The organism is Pseudooceanicola atlanticus (genome assembly GCF_000768315.1).
GTDB classification, from domain to species: Bacteria; Pseudomonadota; Alphaproteobacteria; order Rhodobacterales; family Rhodobacteraceae; genus Pseudooceanicola; species Pseudooceanicola atlanticus.
In genome coordinates this window covers 99,068-119,327 of the sequence record NZ_AQQX01000001.1, presented here as the reverse complement: position 1 = coordinate 119,327, position 20,260 = coordinate 99,068, and the positions used below count along the sequence as shown (strand labels likewise).

Below are 20,260 nucleotides of genomic sequence, written 5' to 3'. Positions count from 1 at the left end.
CGTTACCCCAGCTTCACGTTGTCGATGCCGACGATCTTGTCATAGGCCCAGTAGAGCACCAGGACGACCACCAGCAGGATGGTCCCCAAGGCAGCCGCAAGGCCCCAGTTGAGCGACGACGAGATGTGATAGGCGATCCGGTTGGAGATGAACGTCCCCGTATTGCCGCCCACGATTTCCGGCGTGATGTAGTAGCCGATGGCGAGAATGAAGACGAGGATCGACCCCGCACCGATGCCCGGCACCGATTGCGGGAAGTAGACCCGCCAGAACGCCGTCCAGTTGGTGGCGCCCAGCGACTTGGCCGCCCGCAGGTAGGATGGCGGGATCGTCGACATCACCGAATACATCGGCAGGATCATGAACGGCAGCAGGATGTGCGTCATGGCGACGATCGTACCGAACTGGTTGTTGATCATCGTCAATCGGGCGTCATCCGCGACCAGCCCCAACCAGACCAGGACGTCGTTTATCACCCCCTGTTGCTGCAACATGACCTTCCAGGCCGAGGTCCGCACCAGAAGCGAGGTCCAGAAGGGCAGAAGCACCAGGATCATCAGCAGGTTGGCGGTGCGCATCGGCAGGTTCGAAAGCAGCCATGCGACCGGATAGGCCAGCATGATGCAGGACCCGGTGATGACCAGCGACATGAACAGCGTCCGCTTGAAGAGGATACCGTAGATCTGCTGGTTGTCGGGGCGCGGCTCGATCCCTTCCGGGGTCAGCTGCATATCCACCGAGTTGGCGAAATAGCCCGAGGTCACGCGCGGCGAGTAAAGCTGGATGGTCTTCCAGACTTCCGGGTCCAGCCAGTCCTCGTCCGCATCTGCGAATTGCTCCTGAAGGGAGACGGTTTCGAATTCACCGACAGCGGCTTTCGCAGCGTCCAGCCGATCGGACATGCCGTCCACTTCGGCGCCGTTGTTCAGTTCGTAATAGAGCGTGGTGAACAGGAAATCCGGCACGTCCTCTTCCAGGACGGCGTCGCCTTCTTCCACGTTGAATTCTTTCCAGCGCTCCCACGTCTCTGCGGTCAGGGGCAACGCGTCGGCAGCGGGACCATCCAGCATGGCGGCCCAGCTGGCCGGGTCTTCCCAGCTGGGATCGAGATCGACCAGCTGATCGGTATAGACGTCGGTGTCGAAGCGGTCGACACGGCGGCCCGTCTTGCGGAAGAGCGAGGACACACCGGTCTGTTCGTAGTTCAGGCGCGACCCGAGCCGCGTATGTTCCTTGCGCTCGGCGGCGAACCACATGTCGACGTAGAAGGCCATCCAGACGTCATCGCCCGGGAGCTCGGACGCGTCCGCATCCCAGTCGGCCAGCGTTTCCACGGTGGCGGGCAGCGTGTCCGCGACGATATCGTTCTTGATCGACCGCAGCAGCATGTCGCCGATCGGCACGACGAAGGTGATGAGGACGAAGACAAGCAGCGGGGCGATCAGGCCGAGGGCGCGCAGCTTCTGCCGCCGCAGGGCCCGGGCGAGCGATTTCTTTAGCGGCGTGCCGTCGGCGGCAAGCATGGGCCCGGTATGCGCCTCATCGGCGCGGCGGGCTTCTTCCGGGGTCATACCGGCGGTACTATCGGTCATGTCAGACGCCCTCCACGAGGATGATGTCACTGTCGGCGGTCGCATGGCGGATTGCCACGACCTCCTGATATTCGGGGGAATGGTATGCGCGCTTCGCGTCGTCGAAACTGGGGAATTCGATCACCACGTGGCGGTCCTTCATCGGACCCTCGGGCGCTTCGGAGGCGCCGCCGCGGACGATGAACCTGCCGCCGTAGCCTTGCAGGATCGGCGTATCCCGTTCCACGTATTCCTTGTAGGCCTCAGGGTCTTTCACCGTGATATGGCCGATAATATAGCCTTTCGGCATAATATGTGTCCCTGTTTCAAGCGCCGCGTTTTCGCGGTCGTTCTATGGGGTGGTCCCCGGCGCGAACGCCGGGGACCGGAAGGCATCAAGCCTTATTGAGCCAGCCAGGACTGGAACTTCGCGTCGATGTCGTCGCGGTAGTCAGCCCAGAACTCGTAGTTGTACACGAAGGTGTTCTTGGAGTTCTCCGGGTCGGTCGGCATGTGCGGCGCCATGTCGATGCCCAGCTCGGCGTGTTCGCCAACCAGCGGAGCGGACGACTTGCGGGCCGGACCGTAGGAGATGTAGGCAGCCTGATCGGCCAGACGCTGGGTGTCGGTGGCGAACTTCACGAAGTCCTTCACACGTGCCAGACGCTCTTCGGACAGGCCGGCGGGAATGATCCACCCGTCAAGGTCGAAGACCTGTGCGTCCCAGAGCATTGCGACCGGCTGGTCCTGCTCTTCGATGACCGAGAAGAGACGGCCGTTGTAGGTGGAACCCATGACGATTTCGCCATCAGCCAGCAGCTGCGGCGTGTCGGCGCCGGCGGACCACCAGATCACGTCGTCCTTGATCGTGTCGAGCTTGGCAAGCGCCTGGTCCTGACCTTCCGGGGTTTCCAGAACGTCGTAGACGTCTTCCTTGGCAACGCCGTCACAGAGCAGAGCCCACTCCATGTTGTTGATCGGACGCTTTTCCAGCGACCGCTTGCCCGGGTAGGTTTCGGTGTCGAACAGCGCGCAGATGTCGGTCGGCGCGGTGTCACCCACCATGTCGGTACGATAGCCGACGGTGGTCGAGTACACGATCTGCGGGATGAAGCAGTCGGACACGATCAGGTCGCCGAAATCGTCTTCGGCGGAGGAGCCGTCATCGCCTTCGGCGAGCAGCTCTTCCGGATCGTACTCCATCGCCAGGCCTTCGTCGCACAGACGGATGGCGTCAGCTGCGACCACGTCGACGAGGTCCCAGGTGATGTTGCCGGCTTCGTTCATCGCGCGCAGTTTCGCAACGGCTTCGGCAGAGGATTCGTCCCACACGATGCTCACATCAGGGTTCATTTCCTGATAGGGCTCGACATAGGCCTTCTGCTGGCTGTTCTGGTACGCACCGCCCCAGGAGACGAGCGTCATGTCGTTCGCCATGTCCTGTGCTGCGACAGCGCCGGCAGCAACGGTGAGCGCCGTCGATGCCAGAAGGGTCTTGGTCAGTTTCATACTGTGCTCCCTAGTTTTTCTACCCGTTTTGGGTCTTGGTGCCCTGGCGCCACGGGTCGGACGCATGGGGCTACCATGATCGGCGCAGTTAGCGCCGAAACTCAGGCATCAAGTGCGCGGCAATCCTCGGCCAGCCAGCCGATCTCGATCTGCTCGCCCTTCTGCAGGCGGCGCTGATCGGGTGCGTTCCGCGTCTTGATGACGAAATCGTCTTTTCCGGCCACGCGAAGACGCGTGCGGAAGATGTCGCCCATGTAGATGAACTCGACCACCTCGGCCTTCAGCGTATGCGCGTCGGGCGACAGTCGCTCTTTGTTCATCTCGACCCGCTCGGGGCGGATCGACACGAGGGTCTTTTCGCCGGGTTGGGTCACGTTCACGGGCTTGGCGTCGATCAGCGACCCATCGGCCAGCTGCACGACGCAGTGGTCGCCCTTGATCTCCTTGATCGTGCCTTCGAGCGTGTTGTTCTCGCCGATGAACTGGGCAACAAAGCTGTTTTGCGGGCTCTCGTAGAGCTCGTCCGGCGGGGCCAACTGCTGGATGCGGCCATCGTCGAACACGGCCACGCGGTCGGACATCGTCAGCGCCTCGGTCTGGTCGTGGGTCACGTAGACCGTGGTAATCCCGAGATTGTGCGCGATCGAGGTGATCTCGAACTGCATGTGTTCCCGCAGCTGCTTGTCGAGTGCGCCCAGCGGTTCGTCCATCAGAACCAGTTCGGGTTCGAAGACCAGCGCACGCGCCAAAGCGATCCGCTGCTGCTGACCGCCGGACAATTGAGCGGGACGCCGCCCACCGAAATCGCCCATCTGGACCATGTCCAGCGCGCGCTTCACCTTGGCCTCACGGTCCGATTTGCTCATCCGCCGCACTTCCAGCGGGAAGGACAGGTTCTCGGCCACCGTCATGTGCGGAAACAGCGCGTAGTTCTGGAACACCATCCCGATGCCGCGCTTGTGCGGAGGAATGTTGTTGATGGGTTTGCCGTCCAGCTTGATCTCGCCATGGGTGGCGGTTTCGAAACCGGCCAGCATCATCAGGCAGGTGGTCTTGCCGGAACCTGACGGCCCAAGCATTGTCAGGAATTCCCCCTTGGGCAGGGAGAGGTTCAGATCCTTGACGACGAGATTCTCGCCGTCATAGCTCTTTTGCACGCGTTCGAATTCAACGAACGCATCACCGTTTGTCACATCAGCCAAAATTGGCTCCCCGTTGTCTGTCCGCGGCTTTTGCCACTGTTCTTTCGCCAGTTAAGCTTGCCCAAGGGGCGGGTTGCAACCGGAAGGCGGCGGTTTTTTTAGCATTTGCGACCAAATCAACCAGTTACGGCTAGGTATTTAGGCCGCCTTCCGTGAAAGTCACGTTACGTCAACACCTCAGCCACGGCTTTTGCCGTCTTTCCGGCGATCTCGTCCGCTTGCGACTCGGTCAGGCAGAAAGGCGGCGCGAAGCCCAGAATGTCGCCCTGCGGCATGGCGCGGGCGATCACGCCCTGTTCCAGCAGCTTGGCCGAGATCCTCGCACCGACCTTGTCGGCGGGGTCGAAAAACTCTCCGGCCTCGACATCCTTCTGAAACTCGACGGCCGCGATCATGCCTTCGCCGCGCACTTCGGCCACGTGTGCATGGTCGCCCACGGCCTCGGCCAGCGCCTTGTTCAGGTAAGCCCCGACGCGGCCCGCATTCTCGATCAGGTTCAACTCGTCCAGCAGTTTGAGGTTCGCAACCCCGGCCGCCGCACCGATCGGATGCGCGGAATAGGTCCAGCCATGACCGATCGGGCCATTCTCGTCCGTGCCTTGTTCCAGCACCTTCCACATCTTGTCCCCGACGATTGAGCCCGAAAGAGGCGCATAGGCCGAGGTCAGGCCCTTCGCGATGGTGATCAGGTCGGGCCGGATACCGTAGTGATCCGAGCCGAACATGCTGCCCAGCCGACCGAACCCGGTCACGACCTCATCGGCCACCAGCAGGATGTCATGACGGTCCAGCACTTCCTGAATGGCGGGCCAGTAGCCCTCGGGCGGCGGCACGATGCCCCCGGTGCCCATCAGCGGCTCGCCGATGAAGGCGGCAATGGTGTCGGGGCCTTCGCGTTCGATCAGCGCCTCAAGCTCGGCCACGCAATAGGCGGTGAACTCGGCCTCGCTCATCCCCTTGTTGGGACGACGCAGGTAATAAGGTGCCTCGGTATGGATCACCTGGGCCAGCGGCAGGTCGAACTTCTTGTGGAACAGCTCCAGCCCGGTTAGCGACCCGGTCACCAGACCCGACCCGTGATAGCCGCGCCAGCGCGAGATGATCTTCTTCTTCTCGGGTCGTCCAAGGATGTTGTTGTAGTACCAGATCAGCTTGACGTTGGTTTCGTTCGCATCCGATCCGCCCAGGCCGAAATAGACCTTGCTCATGCCCTTGGGCGCGCGATCGAGGATCATCTTGGCCAAAGTGATCGAGGCCTCGGTCCCGTGCCCGACATAGGCGTGGTAATAGGCCAGCTCCTTCGCCTGCTCGGCGATGGCCTCGGCGATCTCGGTCCGGCCGTAGCCCACATTCACGCAATAGAGTCCGGCAAAAGCGTCCAGCAGCTTGGTGCCCTCACGATCCTCGATATGGCAGCCGGAGCCCGTCCGGATCACCCGATTCGGTGCCTCGCCCCGCGCATGCTGCGCCAGGTGCGTCGAGGGGTGAAAGAATGCCTCGCGGTCCCATTCGTCGATCTGATCGTTCCTAAGCATCTATCCGCCTTTCTTCCGGGGCCTCACACCCCTGCTTCATCTTGCAAAAATTTCCGATGTCCCGGCCCCACCCGTCGCAACGCGGCCGGGACGTAGCACTAACTCACGCCCAGTCGCGGCAGACGTATTTGACCTCGGTGAAGGCCTCCATGCCCTGGCGTGCGCCTTCGCGGCCAAGACCGGATTGCTTGGTGCCGCCGAAGGGGATCGGCGCGCCGGTCACCTTGGTGCGGTTCACCGCGACCATCCCGTATTCCAGCGCCCGCGTGACGCGGTAGATCCGGCGCGGATGCATGGCGTGCAAATAGGCCACCAGCCCGTATTCGGTGTCATTGGCCCGCGCCACGACCTCCTCTTCCGTATCGAAGGGCACGATTGCGGCGACTGGACCGAAGGTTTCTTCGCGCAGGATCAGCGCATTATCCGGCACGTCGGCCAGCACGGTCGGCTGCCAGAACAACGGCCCCTTTTCATGCGCCGCGCCACCGCACAGCACCTTGGCGCCTTTCTGCACCGCATCGTCCACGTGGGATTTCTGCTTGGCCACGGCCGCTTCGTTCATCAGCGGCCCGATATCCGGATCGTCCATGCCGATCCCGACGCTCAGCTTTTCCGTCGCCTCGGTGAAGCGGCGGCAGAACTCGTCATAGACCGACCGTTCGACGTAAATCCGGTTCGCGCCCAGGCAATCCTGGCCCGAGGTTGCCCACTTGGCCTTCATCGTCTCGGCCACGGCATTGTCCATCTCCGCATCGGCAAAGACGATCACCGGGGCATGGCCGCCCAGTTCCATCACAAGGGTCTTCACCGTTTCGGCGGATTGCCGGTACAGCAGGCGCCCCACTTCGGTCGAGCCGGTGAAGGACAGAACCCGCACGCGGGTGTCGGCGGTCCAGGGCTCCACGATCTCGGCCGGTTGGCCGGTCACGACGTTGAAGACGCCCGCCGGAAAGCCCGCGCGTTCCGCCAATTCGGCCAGCGCCAGGGCGGAGAACGGTGTTTCCTTGGACGGGTGGCAGACCACGGTGCAGCCAGCCGCCAGCGCCGCGCCCGCCTTGCGGGTCAGCATCGCGGCGGGGAAGTTCCACGGCGTGATCAGCGCGGCCACGCCCACGGGTTCGCGCCACAGCTCGACCTCCGCATCGGGCAGGTGGCTGGTCACGCCTTCGATATTCGGGCGCTTCGCCTCCTCGGCGTAGAATTCCAGGAAATCGGCGGCATAGTCGATTTCCCCCCGCGCCTCGGACAGCGGCTTGCCCTGTTCCAGGACCATGATGCGGGCCAGGTCTTCCTTGTGCTCGCGCATCAGGTCGTTCCAGCGGCGGATCATCGCCGCACGATCCTGGGGCAGCGTCCGCGACCACGGCAGAAATGCCGCCTGTGCCGCGTCCACTGCCGATGTGGCGTCAGACCCGTTCAGGGCCGCCACATCACCCAACCACGCCCCATCCGCCGGGTTGCTGACGGAAAACGTCGCGCTTGCCTCACCACCGGTCCACTTGCCACCGATATAGGAAAACGGCCGCACGAGGCGCGGGTCAGAGACCTCGGCCAGAGCGGATTTCGGCAGGGCATGGTGCAGCGACATGGGTAGCGTCCTCCCTAAGGTCGGGCCCGTATCTCGGGACCCTGTTGGATTTCGAGTTGGACAGAATGTTGGCAGGTTTTGCGCAGAGGAGGTGACTGATCTCGACCATCGGAACAGAGGAATCCTCTGCCCCTCGGCCCTTGAAACCGTCAATCCTTCTGCGGCAACTCCAGCGCGTCGTAAGGCAGCGGCGACGGCGACTTCACCGGTTTCGTGACGATGTAGGTGTAGTAGCGCGCCATCCCGATATCAGAGGCCAGCATGCCGTCGATCAGCCGCTGATAGGCATCGATATCGCGGGTCACCACCTGCAACAGGTAATCGAACCCGCCACCCAGGGCCCAGCAGGCCGTGACCTCGGGGATGTCCTGCACCGCCGTTTCGAACGTGGTGAACTGGTCCGTCTTGTGGGTCTCAAGCTCTGCCGCGACAAAGATCACCACGTGCGGCGCCAGCGCCTTCAGCGAAATCCGCGCGCCGTAGCCTTCGATGATCCCCGCCTTTTCCAGCCGTTGCAGCCGGTCCCAGCAGGGTGAGGGTGACAGGTTGATGCGACTGGCAAGCTCCGCCTTGGTGATGCGCCCCTCGGTTTCCAGCACGCGGAGGATCTCCACGTCCCGCGCATCGAGGCGGAGCCCGTTCATGCGGTGATCACCGTGCCGGTGGCGGTACCGTTCAGCAACGCCGAGACATGCGAGGCGATGGCGGTATCCTGCGCCCCGGTCCCCGTCAGATCGCAGATCGTCACCTGCCGATTGTCGATGCGCCCTTCGGCAGAGCCGTCGATGATCTGGCCAATTTCAGTCTCTGAATAAGGCGAAAGGCCGGCTTTCTTAGCCGCGGCCAGTTCGCCCATCAGGCCGGTCTGGGTCAGCCGGTCGGCGACATAGACATCCGCCTGGGCCAGAACCCTGGGCGAGATTTCGCATTTGCCTTCCTGGTCCGACCCCATGGCGGTGATGTGCAGACCGGGATGCAGCATGTCGTGGGTGATCAGCGGTTCGCGCGACGGCGTGGTGGTCACGACCAGCTGGCTCTGCGCCACCAATGCACCAATGTCGGAAACCGTTTCGACGGTGACGCCCAGCGTTTCGGCCAGGTCTGCGGCACAGCGCGCGGCCTTTTGCGGATCGCGGCCCCAGACCAGCAGCCGTTCGAAGGGCCGTTCCAGATGCGCCGCCTGCATCTGCAGCCGCGCCTGCACGCCGGTGCCGATGACGCCTGCGGTCGCGATTTCCTCGGGCGCAAGGTGGCGCGCGGCGACCGCGCCCGCAGCAGCGGTGCGAAGGTCGGTCAGGTAGCCGTTGTCCAGGAACAGTGCCTGCACCAGACCCGTCTTGGCCGAAAAGAGGATCATCAAACCGTTCAGCGATGGCAGGCCCAATTGCGGATTGTCGAAGAAACCCGGCGACACCTTGATCGCAAAGCCGTCAAAGCCCGGCAGATAGGCCGTCTTCACATCGACCTCTCCGTTCGCCGCATGCAGCGCCATGGACAGGATCGGCGGCATCACGACGCCTTCGCCCGCCAAGGCCGCAAAAGCTTGTTCGACCACGTCGACCAGCGCCCGGTCGAGGCCCAGCACCCCGCGCAATTCGGTTTCCGTCACCACGCGGATGTCATGCGGCATGTGGCCTCCCCTTGATCGTCACGTCCCCCAGCGTCACGTCCCGGCCGGTGATGACCCGGGTGAACTGGTCCATGTCCATATTGCGTCCGGTGACGATAGTCGCAACCGGCCCCTTTGCGTCAACCTTCCCGGTCATCAGCGCGGCCAGCCCGACAACCGAGGCGCCCTCTGCCACAAGGCGGTCCGTGTAGAACAGCTCCTGCATGGCGGCGTAGACTTCTTCTTCGCTGACGTGGACGACCTCGTCCAGAAAATCCCGGCACATGGGAAAAGACAGTCTGTTCTGCATTCCGATACCGCCGCCCAGGCTGTCCGCAAGGCTCGGCACCTCTTCCACCGCGACGGGGCGACCGGCCCGCAGGCTTTCCGCCATGGCCGCACCGCGATCCATCGACACGCCGATCACCCTCGCCTTCGGGTTGGCTGCCTTGACCGAAAGGCCGGTGCCCGCCGCCAGCCCGCCACCGGAGAGCGGCACCAGAACAGTCTCTGTTTCGGGCTTTTTCGCCATGATCTCTGCCCCGATGGTTGCCTGCCCGGCGATCACCAGCGGATCATCGAACGGGGAAATCTCGGCCAGGCCTTCCGCCTCGACCAGCCGCTCGGCCTCTGCCTGCGCGTCATCCTGGGACCGACCGATGATCCGCACATCGGCCCCCAGGGCGCGAATGCCGTCGACCTTGGCCTGCGGCACCAGCGACGACATGCAGATCACCGCCCGCTTGCCCGCCGCCCGCGCTGCCCAGGCCACGCCGCGCCCGTGATTGCCCGTGGAACAGCAGACGACGCCATCGGCCTCCACCGCTTCGACCGCATTCAGGGCGCCGCGCAGCTTGAAGGCACCGATCGGCTGGCAGATCTCCAGCTTCAGCCACAGATCGGCCCCGGCCCACAAGGACGGGACCAGGGGCGTCGAATCTGCCCGCCCGCGCAGGCGCTGCGCGGCGGCCTCGACGTCGTTCATGGTCACGCTCGGTTGCATGTTTTTCCCTGAAATGATGAACAGTTGTGCACAACACAGCGCGAATCCGCACCGCGTCAACACTGCGTTAGCCTCTATCCCTTGTATTTGCTGAAAACGACCTGCGATGTTCGTTTTTGGAGCGGCATGGTTGTGCACAACCATGCCAAGGGGAGGAAAACCAACAGGCTGGAGGCCCCGATGATCACCAAGACGATTCCCTTCTCGGCCGAGGAATACGAACGCCGCCTGACCAAGACCCGCACCGCCATGGAAGCGGCGGGGATCGAGGTGCTGTGCGTCACCGATCCCTCCAACATGGCCTGGCTGACCGGCTATGATGGCTGGTCCTTTTACGTGCACCAGGGGGTTGTCGTCTTCCTCGATGCCGAACCGTTCTGGTGGGGCCGGTCGCAGGACCGCAACGGCGCGCTGCGCACCGTCTGGATGGAGGACAGCCGCTGCTACGGCTACGCGGACCATTACGTGCAATCCACCGAACGCCACCCGATGGAGGAACTGGCCGCCCAGCTGAACGCCATGGGCGTCGGCTCCTCCCGCATCGGCGTGGAGATGGAGAACTACTATTACACCGCCCGCGCCCACGCGGTCCTGACCCATGAACTGCCCGACGCCAAGATCATGGACGGCACCGGCATCGTGAACTGGTGCCGCACCGTGAAATCCGCCGAAGAGCTGGATTTCATGCGCAAGGCGGCCCGCATTTCCGAAAAGATCGTCGATGGCTGGCTGGAGCGTGTCGAACCCGGCGTGCCGAAGAACCACGTCGTGGCCGAGATCATGCGCGACGCCGTGCGCGGCGTGGACGATGCCTGGGGCGATTACGCCGCCATCGTGCCGCTGCTGCCCTCGGGCACCGATGCCGCCGCACCGCACCTGACCTGGGATGGCCGCCCCTTTGCCGAGGGCGAGGCGACCTTCTTTGAAATCGCGGGCTGCTATCGCCGCTACCACGTGCCCTTCTGCCGGACCGTGTTCCTTGGTGAGCCACCCGAGCTGTTCAAACATGCCGAAGCCGCGCTGGTCGAGGGGCTGGAAGCCGGGCTGGAAATGGCCCGCGCCGGCAACCGGGCCTGCGATGTGGCCAACGCGCTGGCCGCCCCGCTTGAGGCCGCGGGCATCACCCGGGGCGCGCGCTGCGGCTACCCGGTCGGTCTGTCCTACCCCCCCGATTGGGGCGAGCGCACCATTTCGCTGCGGTCCGAGGACGAGACGATCCTCGAACCCAACATGACCTTCCACTTCATGCCAGGCCTCTGGATGGCCAATTGGGGGCTGGAAATCACCGAATCCATTCGCATCACCGAAGACGGGCCGGCGGAATGCTTCTGCGACCGCCCCCGGGAAATGTTCGTGAAATCATGAGCGATCTCGACACCACCAAGGACCTGCTGGGAGAGTTGATCGCCTATCCGACCGTATCGGCCGACAGCAATCTCGAACTGATCGCGCTGCTGGCCAACCGCCTGCACGACCTGGGCGCCGAGGTCGAAATCCTCGCCGACGAAACCGGGTCCAAGGCCAACCTGCTGGCCCGGATCGGCCCCGATGAACCCGGCGGCATCATGCTGTCGGGCCATACGGACGTCGTTCCGGTCGAAGACCAGGACTGGACCAGCGACCCCTACCGGATGGTCGAACGCGACGGCCACCTCTTCGGGCGCGGCACCTGCGACATGAAGGGCTTCATCGCCGCCGCGGTGGCGATGGCCCCGCATCTTGCAGGCAAGCAACTGCGCCGCCCGGTGCACTTTGCCTTCACCCATGACGAAGAGGTCGGCTGCCTCGGCGCGCGCAACCTCAGCGACATCCTGCGTGATCGCGACACGAAACCGGGCCTCGCCGTCATCGGTGAACCGACGATGATGCGCATCATCGAGGGCCATAAGGGCTGCTGCGAATACACGGCCCGGTTCACCGGGCTCGAAGGGCACGGGTCGCGCCCGGAACTGGGCGTCAACGCGGTGGAGTATGCCGTGCGCTACACTGCCCGCCTGCTGGAGCTGCGCGAACACCTGCGCCATCGCGCACCGCCGGGATCGGAATTCGAACCGCCCTGGACCACGATCAATATCGGCCGCCTCACCGGCGGACATGTCCACAACGTCATCCCCGGCCTGGCCGAGGTCGACTGGGAAATGCGCCCCGTGCAGGAGGCCGATCACCGCTTCGTCCGTGAAGAGATCGAGGCCTTCGTCACCCGCGAGCTTCTGCCCGAAATGCGCCGGGTCCACCCCGATGCCGACGTGATCACCCAGGTGATCGGCGAGGTCGCGGGCCTCGAACCGATGGAACATAACGCCGCGCGCGACCTGGTCGCCGAACTGACCGGGGCGAACGGCACCGATCTCGTCTCTTTCGGGACCGAGGCCGGGCTCTTCCAGCAGATCGGCATGTCCGCCGTGATCTGCGGCCCCGGCAGCATCGCCCAGGCCCACAAACCGGATGAATTCATCGCCCTCGACCAGCTGGAGCAATGCCTCAAGATGCTGCACGGTCTGACGGATCAAGTGGCGGCCTGACCGCACCATGTCCGACAGGCGCGCCAATCTGCACCAGGTGCTGCGACAGCGGATCTGCCTGCTGGATTATGCGCCGGGGACGCGCTTGTCGGAAACCGACCTCGCGCAGGAATTCGGCACCTCCCGCACCCCCCTGCGCCGCGCGCTCGCCCGGCTCGAGGACGAAGGCCTCGTGCGTTCTCTCCACGGTGTCGGCACCATCGTCACCGATATCGACCTGCCGGAAATGGACGCCACCTACGCCCTGCGGGAGGAACTCGCGGAACTCGCCGGCATCCTCGCCCCCGTGCCCGTCTCGGCCAAAGCGCTGGCGACCCTCGACGCATTGATCGCCCGGGGCGACACACTGCGCCAGGGCCGCGATCCCCGCGATTTCGCGCGGCTCAACCTCGATTACTTCCTGTTCGGCCTTTCTCTGACCGGCAATGACGCGCTGCGCGAAACCTCCGAACGGCTCTATATCCGTACCGCACGCATCTGGCTGCACCGCCTCGAACGGCTCGACCTGGGCGAGGAAATCGACATCTTCCTGCAGGAGATGCACGAAACCCGCCGCGCACTGATGATCGGCGACACCCGGGCCGCCGCCCTGATCCGCCGCGTGCACATTTCCATGTGCCGCAAGCGGCTGCTCTCCGGTGACCTGCCCGGCTGACGCAAGGCAAAAGGGCGCAGCCTCGCGCCGCGCCCCTCTTTCATCTGGCCGATAAATATCCCGGGGGGAGTCAGCCCCCGGCTGACGGGGGGCAGCGCCCCCCTGCCCCGCCCGCCGCAGGCGAAAGGTCGGTCAGCCGGCCGTCCAAAGACCCGCATCCTTGACCGCAGCCATGCCCTCATCCAGCGATTGCCAGGCCCGCTCGATCAGCGTGTCGATCTCGGATTTCGAGATCACCAGCGGCGGCGAGATGATCATCCGATCGCCCACGTGGCGCATGATCAGGTTGTTCGCGAAACAACGCTCCCGCACCATGTAACCGACCGTCCCCGCATCCGAGGCAAAGCGCGCGCGCGCCGCCTTGTCCGGGGTCAGCGCGATGGAGCCCATCATGCCCACGATCTTCGCCTCGCCGACCATCGGGTGATCCATCAACCCTTCGAACTTTTCCTTCAGGTAGGGGCCGGTGTCTTCGCGGACGCGGGTCACGATGCCCTCTTCATCCAGGATGCGCAGGTTTTCCAGCGCCACGGCACAGGCCACGGGGTGGCCGGAATAGGTATAGCCGTGATTGAACTCGGTCGCGCCGATCACCTCGGCCACCTTGTCCGACACGATCGACCCGCCGATCGGCTGGTAGCCCGAGGACAGGCCCTTCGCGATGGTCATGATATCGGGGGCCAGGTCCAGCGTCTGCGACCCGAACCATTGCCCCGTCCGGCCAAAGCCGCAGATCACCTCGTCCGCGATGAACAGGATATCGCGTTCGCGGCAGATGCGCATGACCTCGGGCCAGTAGGTGTCCGGCGCGACGATCACGCCGCCGGCGCCCTGCACGGGTTCCGCGATGAAGGCCGCGACATTGTCCTCGCCCAGTTCGTCGATCTTCTTCTCCAGCTGGCGGGCGCGTTCCAGGCCGAACTCCTCGGGGGACATGTCGCCGCCCTCGGCCCACCAGTTTGGCTGGTCGATATGTTCGATGCCGGGGATCGGCATGCCACCCTGGGCATGCATCCCCTTCATCCCGCCCAGCGACCCTGATCCGACCGAGGACCCGTGATAGGCGTTCCAGCGCGAGATCACGATCTGCTTGGACGGCTTGCCCATCTCGGCCCAGTAGGTCCGCACCATGCGCAGGTTGGTGTCATTCGCCTCGGACCCGGACCCGGCATAGAACACGTGGTTCAGGTGACCCGGCGCCAGTTCGGCCAGCCGCGCCGAAAGCGCGATGGCGGGCACATGGGTCGTCATGAAGAAGGTATTGTAATAGGGCAGTTCGCGCATCTGGCGCGCCGCGGCCTCGGCCAGTTCTTCGCGGCCATAGCCGACGTTCACGCACCACAGGCCCGCCATGGCATCCAGGATCTCCACCCCCTCGCTGTCGCGCAGGGTGACGCCGCTCGCGCCCGTGATCACCCGCGCGCCCTTGGCGGCAAGCTCCGACTGGGTCGAGAAGGGATGCATGTGGTGCGCGGCGTCCAGTGCCTGCAACTCGGCCGTCGGCAGATGGTTGGTGATCTGTTGCATAGATTTCTCCCGAATTCGCATTTGGCGCGACGCTACGCCCGGCAAACGGAAAACGCCATATTGCAACGTCGCGAAATTGTTGCTTGGATCGCTGCCGATGGACGCTACCTGACCGGCGTCCACAGGGAGCAAAATATGACCAAGACACTCATCACACTCACCGCCGCCCTGGCCTTCGGCTCCGCTGCCGTCGCCGAGGAGGTCCATGTCTACAACTGGTCCGACTATATCGACGAAGAATTGTTGACCAAGTTCGAAGAAGAAACCGGCATCGAGCTGGTCTACGACGTCTTCGATTCCAACGAGTTGCTGGAGACCAAGATGCTGGCCGGCGGCTCGGGCTACGACGTCGTGGTGCCCACCGGGACCTTCCTGCAGCGCCAGATCATGGCCGGCGCGTTCCAGCCGCTGGACAATTCCAAGCTGCCGAACCGCGAAAACATGTGGGACGTCATCCAGGACCGCACGAACACCTATGATCCGGGTGGGGAATATTCGATCAACTACATGTGGGGCACCACCGGAATCGGCGCCAATGTCGGCCTCGTGACCGAAGCCCTGGGCGAAGATGCCCCGATCGGATCGCTGGCGCTGATCTTCGATCCCGCCAATGCCGAGAAGCTGGCCGATTGCGGCATCCACATGCTGGACGCCCCGACCGAGATGATCCCCGCCGCGCTGACCTATGCCGGCTGGGAAGGTGGCCCGGACGACAAGTCCGACGAAGCACTCGCCGCGGCCGAAGAGGTCCTGACCGCCGTGCGCCCCTACATCCAGAAGTTCCATTCCTCGGAATACATCAACGCGCTGGCCAACGGCGATATCTGCGTGGCCTTCGGCTGGTCCGGGGACATCCTGCAGGCCCGTGACCGCGCGGCCGAAGCCGACAACGGGGTCGAGGTCGTCTACAACGCGCCCTCCGAAGGCGCCCTGATGTGGTTCGACCAGATGGCGATCCCGGTCGACGCACCGAACCCGGATGCGGCCCACAAGTTCCTGAACTTCATCATGGATCCGGAAAACATGGCGGCGGCGTCGAACTACGTCTACTACGCCAACGGCAACAAGGCTTCGCAGGAATTCCTGGTCGAGGACGTGATCGGCGACCCGGCGATCTACCCCGATGAGGCGACGCTGGAAAACCTCTACACCGTGACGCCGTTCGGCCCGAAAGAGCAGCGGTCCCTGACCCGCCTGTGGACCAAGGTCAAGTCCGGCACCTGATCCGGTCTTGATCCGGTACGAGAAGACAGGTCCGCGCGGCTGATCGCGCGGACCACCCCCATTTTCCGAGGTCACATGCCACAGAAAGTATTCGCCCCCTGGGAAGACCAGGACGAGAAACCGCTGATCCGGTTTCGGGACGTGACCAAGAGGTTCGGTGACTTCACCGCCATCGACCAGATCAACCTCGACATCTACGCAAAAGAATTCTTCGCGCTTCTGGGACCGTCCGGCTGCGGCAAGACCACGTTGATGCGGATGCTTGCGGGCTTCGAAACGCCGACCGAGGGCGTGATCGAACTGGCCGGGCAGGACATCGCCCCCGTGCCCCCGAACCAGCGCGCCGTGAACATGATGTTCCAGAGCTACGCGCTCTTCCCGCACCTGTCTGTCTGGGAAAACATCGCCTTCGGCCTCAAGCGCGAAAAGAAGGACAAGGGCACGATCGAAACCCGCGTGTCCGAGATGCTGAAACTCACCCGGCTGGAAAAATTCGCCCGTCGCAAGCCGCACCAGATCTCCGGCGGGCAGCGGCAGCGGGTGGCGCTGGCGCGCAGCCTCGCCAAAGCGCCCAAGCTTCTGCTGCTCGACGAACCGCTTGGCGCGCTGGACAGGAAGCTGCGCGAAGAAACCCAGTTCGAGCTGATGGACATCCAGGAAAAGACCGGCACGACCTTCGTGATCGTCACCCACGACCAGGAAGAGGCGATGACCGTCGCCTCCCGCGTGGCAGTGATGGACGAGGGCAAGCTGATGCAGGTCGCCACCCCAGACCGCATCTACGAAGCGCCCAGTTCCGTCTACGTGGCCGATTTCATAGGCGACGTGAATATCATCGAGGGCAAGGCGCACCAGACCGGCGACCGGCTCCAGGTCGACTGGGCCGAGGGGCAGCCGGCCCTGTCCGCCAAGACCACCGACGATTATTCCCTCGGCCAGACCTGTTACCTGGCGATCCGGCCCGAAAAGGTGGCGATCTCGGCCGAACGGCCCACCGGGGCCAATGTGCTGCAGGGCGAGGTTCTGGATATCGCCTATCTCGGCAACATCTCGACCTATCACGTGAAGCTGCCCACCGGGCATGTCATCAAGGCCCAGCAGGCCAACACCCGCCGCATCGCGCGCCGCCCCTTCACCTGGGAAGACAAGGTCTGGATCTCCTGGTCCGAAACCGCCGCCGTGGTGCTGAACCAGTGATGGCAGGGGACCGGATCATATCGCGCCAAACCGTAGGACAGCAGCCTGACCAGACCAATCGGTCCAGCCGGATGCAGGAGGCCCCATGCGCCGCCTGATCGTCATCGCCATCCCCTATCTATGGCTGCTTGCGCTCTTCCTGATCCCCTTCGTGATCGTGGTGAAGATCTCGCTGTCCGACGTGGCCCTGGCCCGTCCGCCCTATTTCCCGCAATGGGATTGGTCCGCCGGCTGGCAGGGCATCAGGGACTTCTTCGCCGAACTCGATTTCGAAAATTTCATCTTCCTGACCAGCGATGACCTGTACTGGAAGGCCTATCTGTCTTCAGCCAAGATCGCGCTGATCTCGACCTTCCTGACGCTGCTTGTCGGCTTCCCGATCGCCTACGGCATGGCCCGCGCGCCCGAACATTGGCGCCCCACGCTGATGATGCTGGTGATCCTGCCTTTCTGGACCTCTTTCCTGATCCGCGTCTATTCGTGGATGGGGATCCTGTCGCAGGGCGGGTTGCTGAACTCGCTGCTGCTCTCCATCGGTCTGATCTCGGAACCGCTGACGATCCTCAACACCGACACGGCGGTCTATATCGGGATCGTCTACACATACCTGCCCTTCATGATCCTGCCGGTCTACGCGGCGCTGGAAAAACTCGACGGGTCGCTTCTGGAAGCGGCCGAGGATCTGGGCTGTTCGCGCCTTTCGGCATTCTGGCTGGTGACGGTTCCGCTGTCGCGCGCCGGCGTCGTGGCGGGCTGTTTCCTTGTCTTCATCCCGGCCATCGGGGAATTCGTGATCCCCTCGCTGCTGGGCGGATCGGAAACGCTGATGATCGGCAAGGTGCTGTACGAGGAATTCTTCTCCAATCGCGATTGGCCCGTGGCCTCGGCGGTGGCGGTGGTGCTGCTGCTGATCCTCGTCGTGCCGATCGTGCTGTTCCAGCGCAACCAGCAGAAACAGGCGGAGGCCGAGGCATGAAGCGCCTGTCCACCTTCAACGTCGTCTCGCTGACGCTGGGCTTTGCCTTCCTCTACCTGCCGATGGTCATCCTCGTCGTCTATTCGTTCAACGAATCCAAGCTGGTGACGGTCTGGGCCGGGTTCTCCACCAAGTGGTACGGCGAATTGATGCGCAACCAGGCCTTCCTCGACGCCGCCCTCGTCACCCTTCAGGTCGCGGTCATCACCTCGACCCTTGCGACGATCCTGGGCACCTGCGCGGCCTATGTGCTGGTGCGCATCCACCGCTTCCCGGGACGCACGCTGTTTTCCGGCATGATCTACGCCCCGTTGGTGATGCCCGACGTGATCCTGGGCCTGTCGCTGCTGCTGCTCTTCATCGGGGTGGGCGTCGACCGGGGCGTGCTGACCATCGTTCTGGCCCATACGACCTTTGCCATGTGCTATGTGTCGGTCGTCGTGTCCTCCCGTCTCGTCGCCTTCGACCAGTCGGTGGAAGAGGCCGCGCTCGACCTCGGCGCCACCCCGTGGGAGACGTTCCGCCTTGTCACCCTGCCCATCATCGCGCCTGCCGTGATCTCGGGCTGGCTGCTGGCCTTCACCCTGTCGCTGGATGACCTGGTGATCGCCTCCTTCGCCGCAGGGCCGTCGTCGACCACGCTGCCGATGAAGATCTTCTCGGCCGTGCGCCTGGGCGTCTCGCCCGAAATCAACGCACTCTCGACGATCATGATCGGGCTGGTCACTGTGGGGGTGATCTCTGCCTCGCTGGTGTCTAAAAGGGCGGCAATCCAGCGGGCAAAAGAAGAGCGGGCCGCCGAACGCACATGACCAGACTTTATGGCGATTACGCCTATTCCCACGGGCCGATTGCGGCCTGCCACTGGGCCGATGCCGTGCCCGACACCGATCTTGCCGCTCCGCCCGCAAAGGGCGCGATCCGTACCCATACCGCGGTGATCGGTGGCGGCTATACCGGGCTGAACGCCGCACTTCACCTGGCCGAAGCCGGGGTCGAGGTCACGCTGCTGGACGCCGAGTTTCCGGGCTTCGGTGCCTCGGGGCGCAATGGGGGGTTCTGCTGCCTTGGCGGTACCCGCGCGACCAACCGGCAATTGGCAAAGCATGGCGATCCCAAGGACGTCCGCCGCGCCGAGGTTGCAGCGATTGACCACGTCGGCGCACTGCTGGACCGTCTGGGCATCAACGCCGACCGGCAGCAGCATGGTGAGGCCATCGTCGCCCACACCCCCGCCATGGCCGCGCATCTGCCCGACCTCGCCCGCAACTTCGCCGAGGATTACGATTGCGAACCGCAGGTCATCGCCAAGGAAGACATGGCCGCCCATGGCATGGCCGGAACCTGGCACGGCGCGCTGTCGGTGCCGCTGGGCTTTTCCCTGCATCCGCGCAAATACGCCGCCGGGCTGGCCCGTGCCGCGCAGGCCGCGGGCGCGCAGCTGCATGGCCAAAGCCGGGTGACCCGGATAGCGCAGGAGAACGGCAAGCTTGTCCTGACCACGCCCGATGCGACGATCACCGCCGACCGGCTGATCCTGGCGACCAACGGCTATTCCGTGGAAACCGTGCCGGACTGGATCCGCGCCCGCACTCTGCCCGCCCAAAGCTCTGTCATCGCGACGCGCCCCCTCACGCAAGAAGAGCTGGATGCGCAGGGCTGGACGACGCATCAGATGGCCTACGAGGATCGCCGCCTGCTGCATTACTTCCACCTGACGCCGGACAATCGCATGGTCTTCGGTCAGCGTGGTGGGCTGATTGCCAGCGCCGCGAACGATGCCCGAATCGCCGAACGGGTGCGCGGGGATTTCGCCCGCGCCTTCCCGCATTGGGCCCATGTGGAAACCCGGTCCAATTGGTCCGGGATGGTGTGCCTGACGGCCTCTCTCACCCCGTTCTGCGGCGCGATCCCCGGCCTGCCAGGGGCCTTTTCCGCCTTCGGCTACCACGGCAACGGCGTGGCCATGGGCAGCTACCTGGGCATGTTGCTGGCCGATGTGTCACGCGGGGAAACGCCCCGGTCGATCCTGCCCGCCGCCTTCGCCGCCCCGCCGCCGCGCTTCCCGCTGGGGCCGCTGCGCCAGGCATGGCTGGCCGCGGAATATAGCTGGGCACGACTGACCGAACGCAGCGCGTGAGA

At 64.1% G+C, this 20,260-nt stretch carries 18 protein-coding genes; 8 read left to right on the top strand and 10 right to left on the bottom strand.

All coding sequences use genetic code 11. The features are described 5' to 3' along the window. Window positions 1–2 precede the first annotated feature (2 nt). From ATO9_RS00525 to eutB, 9 genes are all read right to left on the bottom strand, one after another. The gene (locus ATO9_RS00525; protein WP_081979398.1) at window positions 3–1,592 is read right to left on the bottom strand and encodes an ABC transporter permease; all 1,590 of its coding nucleotides are present in this window, start codon (window positions 1,590–1,592) and stop codon (window positions 3–5) included. Window position 1,593: 1 nt separating this feature from the next. Further along, on the bottom strand, window positions 1,594–1,881 hold the full coding sequence (locus ATO9_RS00520) for a DUF1330 domain-containing protein (RefSeq protein ID WP_043743661.1): 288 nt from the start codon (window positions 1,879–1,881) through the stop codon (window positions 1,594–1,596). A gap of 92 nt (window positions 1,882–1,973) precedes the next feature. Next, window positions 1,974–3,080, bottom strand: coding sequence for an extracellular solute-binding protein (locus ATO9_RS00515; protein WP_043743659.1), 1,107 nt, complete (start codon window positions 3,078–3,080; stop codon window positions 1,974–1,976). Between the two features lie 101 nt (window positions 3,081–3,181). Further along, entirely contained in the window at window positions 3,182–4,282 is a 1,101-nt protein-coding gene (locus ATO9_RS00510) for an ABC transporter ATP-binding protein (RefSeq protein WP_043743656.1), read from the bottom strand. A gap of 164 nt (window positions 4,283–4,446) precedes the next feature. Beyond that, window positions 4,447–5,817 carry an aspartate aminotransferase family protein gene (locus tag ATO9_RS00505; protein ID WP_043743653.1) on the bottom strand — a complete coding sequence of 457 codons (1,371 nt, stop codon included), beginning with the start codon at window positions 5,815–5,817 and terminating at the stop codon, window positions 4,447–4,449. A gap of 103 nt (window positions 5,818–5,920) precedes the next feature. After that, a complete protein-coding gene (locus tag ATO9_RS00500; protein ID WP_043743650.1) occupies window positions 5,921–7,405 on the bottom strand; it encodes an NAD-dependent succinate-semialdehyde dehydrogenase in 1,485 nt (494 codons plus the stop codon). 149 nt (window positions 7,406–7,554) lie between these two features. After that, the gene (locus tag ATO9_RS00495) at window positions 7,555–8,049 is read right to left on the bottom strand and encodes an Lrp/AsnC family transcriptional regulator (protein ID WP_043743647.1); all 495 of its coding nucleotides are present in this window, start codon (window positions 8,047–8,049) and stop codon (window positions 7,555–7,557) included. Then, on the bottom strand, window positions 8,046–9,035 hold the full coding sequence (locus tag ATO9_RS00490; protein WP_043743645.1) for a cyclodeaminase: 990 nt from the start codon (window positions 9,033–9,035) through the stop codon (window positions 8,046–8,048). Before ATO9_RS00490 ends, ATO9_RS00495 begins: the two co-directional genes overlap by 4 nt. Then, a complete protein-coding gene (eutB, locus tag ATO9_RS00485) occupies window positions 9,025–10,017 on the bottom strand; it encodes a hydroxyectoine utilization dehydratase EutB (protein WP_043743641.1) in 993 nt (330 codons plus the stop codon). Before eutB ends, ATO9_RS00490 begins: the two co-directional genes overlap by 11 nt. Before the next feature lie 180 nt (window positions 10,018–10,197). On the opposite strand from eutB, the gene ATO9_RS00480 reads away from it, so the two are divergent. The 3 genes from ATO9_RS00480 to ATO9_RS00470 are packed head-to-tail and all read left to right on the top strand — an operon-like array spanning window position 10,198 to window position 13,194. Then, complete coding sequence (locus ATO9_RS00480) at window positions 10,198–11,382, top strand: M24 family metallopeptidase (RefSeq protein WP_043745371.1); 1,185 nt, start codon at window positions 10,198–10,200, stop codon at window positions 11,380–11,382. Continuing rightward, complete coding sequence (gene argE / locus ATO9_RS00475) at window positions 11,379–12,539, top strand: acetylornithine deacetylase (RefSeq protein WP_043743638.1); 1,161 nt, start codon at window positions 11,379–11,381, stop codon at window positions 12,537–12,539. The genes ATO9_RS00480 and argE overlap by 4 nt, the downstream gene beginning before the upstream one ends. Window positions 12,540–12,546: 7 nt before the next feature. Beyond that, window positions 12,547–13,194, top strand: coding sequence for a GntR family transcriptional regulator (locus ATO9_RS00470; RefSeq protein WP_043743635.1), 648 nt, complete (start codon window positions 12,547–12,549; stop codon window positions 13,192–13,194). 132 nt (window positions 13,195–13,326) lie between these two features. Here ATO9_RS00470 and ATO9_RS00465 read toward each other — a convergent pair whose 3' ends face one another. After that, the gene (locus ATO9_RS00465) at window positions 13,327–14,721 is read right to left on the bottom strand and encodes an aspartate aminotransferase family protein (RefSeq protein WP_043743633.1); all 1,395 of its coding nucleotides are present in this window, start codon (window positions 14,719–14,721) and stop codon (window positions 13,327–13,329) included. A 135-nt stretch (window positions 14,722–14,856) separates the two neighbouring features. Between ATO9_RS00465 and ATO9_RS00460 the strand changes: the two genes are divergently transcribed. The 5 genes from ATO9_RS00460 to ATO9_RS00440 all read left to right on the top strand — a co-directional run bounded on the left by ATO9_RS00460 (window position 14,857) and on the right by ATO9_RS00440 (window position 20,258). Further along, window positions 14,857–15,945, top strand: coding sequence for a polyamine ABC transporter substrate-binding protein (locus tag ATO9_RS00460; RefSeq protein WP_043743631.1), 1,089 nt, complete (start codon window positions 14,857–14,859; stop codon window positions 15,943–15,945). 75 nt (window positions 15,946–16,020) lie between these two features. Beyond that, window positions 16,021–17,142 carry an ABC transporter ATP-binding protein gene (locus tag ATO9_RS00455; RefSeq protein WP_043743627.1) on the top strand — a complete coding sequence of 374 codons (1,122 nt, stop codon included), beginning with the start codon at window positions 16,021–16,023 and terminating at the stop codon, window positions 17,140–17,142. 85 nt (window positions 17,143–17,227) lie between these two features. Continuing rightward, entirely contained in the window at window positions 17,228–18,118 is an 891-nt protein-coding gene (locus ATO9_RS00450; protein ID WP_043743623.1) for an ABC transporter permease subunit, read from the top strand. After that, window positions 18,115–18,930, top strand: a complete 816-nt coding sequence (locus tag ATO9_RS00445) for an ABC transporter permease (protein ID WP_043743619.1) — start codon at window positions 18,115–18,117, stop codon at window positions 18,928–18,930. The genes ATO9_RS00450 and ATO9_RS00445 overlap by 4 nt, the downstream gene beginning before the upstream one ends. Then, window positions 18,927–20,258 carry an NAD(P)/FAD-dependent oxidoreductase gene (locus tag ATO9_RS00440; protein ID WP_043743617.1) on the top strand — a complete coding sequence of 444 codons (1,332 nt, stop codon included), beginning with the start codon at window positions 18,927–18,929 and terminating at the stop codon, window positions 20,256–20,258. The genes ATO9_RS00445 and ATO9_RS00440 overlap by 4 nt, the downstream gene beginning before the upstream one ends. Window positions 20,259–20,260 lie beyond the last annotated feature (2 nt).

Bases quoted from the DNA above. Each gene is read 5' to 3' on its own strand.
- ATO9_RS00525 (WP_081979398.1), bottom strand. From the start codon at position 1,592: ATGACCGATAGTACCGCCGGTATGACCCCGGAAGAAGCCCGCCGCGCC.
- ATO9_RS00520 (WP_043743661.1), bottom strand. From the start codon at position 1,881: ATGCCGAAAGGCTATATTATCGGCCATATCACGGTGAAAGACCCTGAG.
- ATO9_RS00515 (WP_043743659.1), bottom strand. From the start codon at position 3,080: ATGAAACTGACCAAGACCCTTCTGGCATCGACGGCGCTCACCGTTGCT.
- ATO9_RS00505 (WP_043743653.1), bottom strand. From the start codon at position 5,817: ATGCTTAGGAACGATCAGATCGACGAATGGGACCGCGAGGCATTCTTT.
- ATO9_RS00500 (WP_043743650.1), bottom strand. From the start codon at position 7,405: ATGTCGCTGCACCATGCCCTGCCGAAATCCGCTCTGGCCGAGGTCTCT.
- ATO9_RS00495 (WP_043743647.1), bottom strand. From the start codon at position 8,049: ATGAACGGGCTCCGCCTCGATGCGCGGGACGTGGAGATCCTCCGCGTG.
- ATO9_RS00490 (WP_043743645.1), bottom strand. From the start codon at position 9,035: ATGCCGCATGACATCCGCGTGGTGACGGAAACCGAATTGCGCGGGGTG.
- eutB (WP_043743641.1), bottom strand. From the start codon at position 10,017: ATGCAACCGAGCGTGACCATGAACGACGTCGAGGCCGCCGCGCAGCGC.
- ATO9_RS00480 (WP_043745371.1), top strand. From the start codon at position 10,198: ATGATCACCAAGACGATTCCCTTCTCGGCCGAGGAATACGAACGCCGC.
- argE (WP_043743638.1), top strand. From the start codon at position 11,379: ATGAGCGATCTCGACACCACCAAGGACCTGCTGGGAGAGTTGATCGCC.
- ATO9_RS00470 (WP_043743635.1), top strand. From the start codon at position 12,547: ATGTCCGACAGGCGCGCCAATCTGCACCAGGTGCTGCGACAGCGGATC.
- ATO9_RS00465 (WP_043743633.1), bottom strand. From the start codon at position 14,721: ATGCAACAGATCACCAACCATCTGCCGACGGCCGAGTTGCAGGCACTG.
- ATO9_RS00460 (WP_043743631.1), top strand. From the start codon at position 14,857: ATGACCAAGACACTCATCACACTCACCGCCGCCCTGGCCTTCGGCTCC.
- ATO9_RS00455 (WP_043743627.1), top strand. From the start codon at position 16,021: ATGCCACAGAAAGTATTCGCCCCCTGGGAAGACCAGGACGAGAAACCG.
- ATO9_RS00450 (WP_043743623.1), top strand. From the start codon at position 17,228: ATGCGCCGCCTGATCGTCATCGCCATCCCCTATCTATGGCTGCTTGCG.
- ATO9_RS00445 (WP_043743619.1), top strand. From the start codon at position 18,115: ATGAAGCGCCTGTCCACCTTCAACGTCGTCTCGCTGACGCTGGGCTTT.
- ATO9_RS00440 (WP_043743617.1), top strand. From the start codon at position 18,927: ATGACCAGACTTTATGGCGATTACGCCTATTCCCACGGGCCGATTGCG.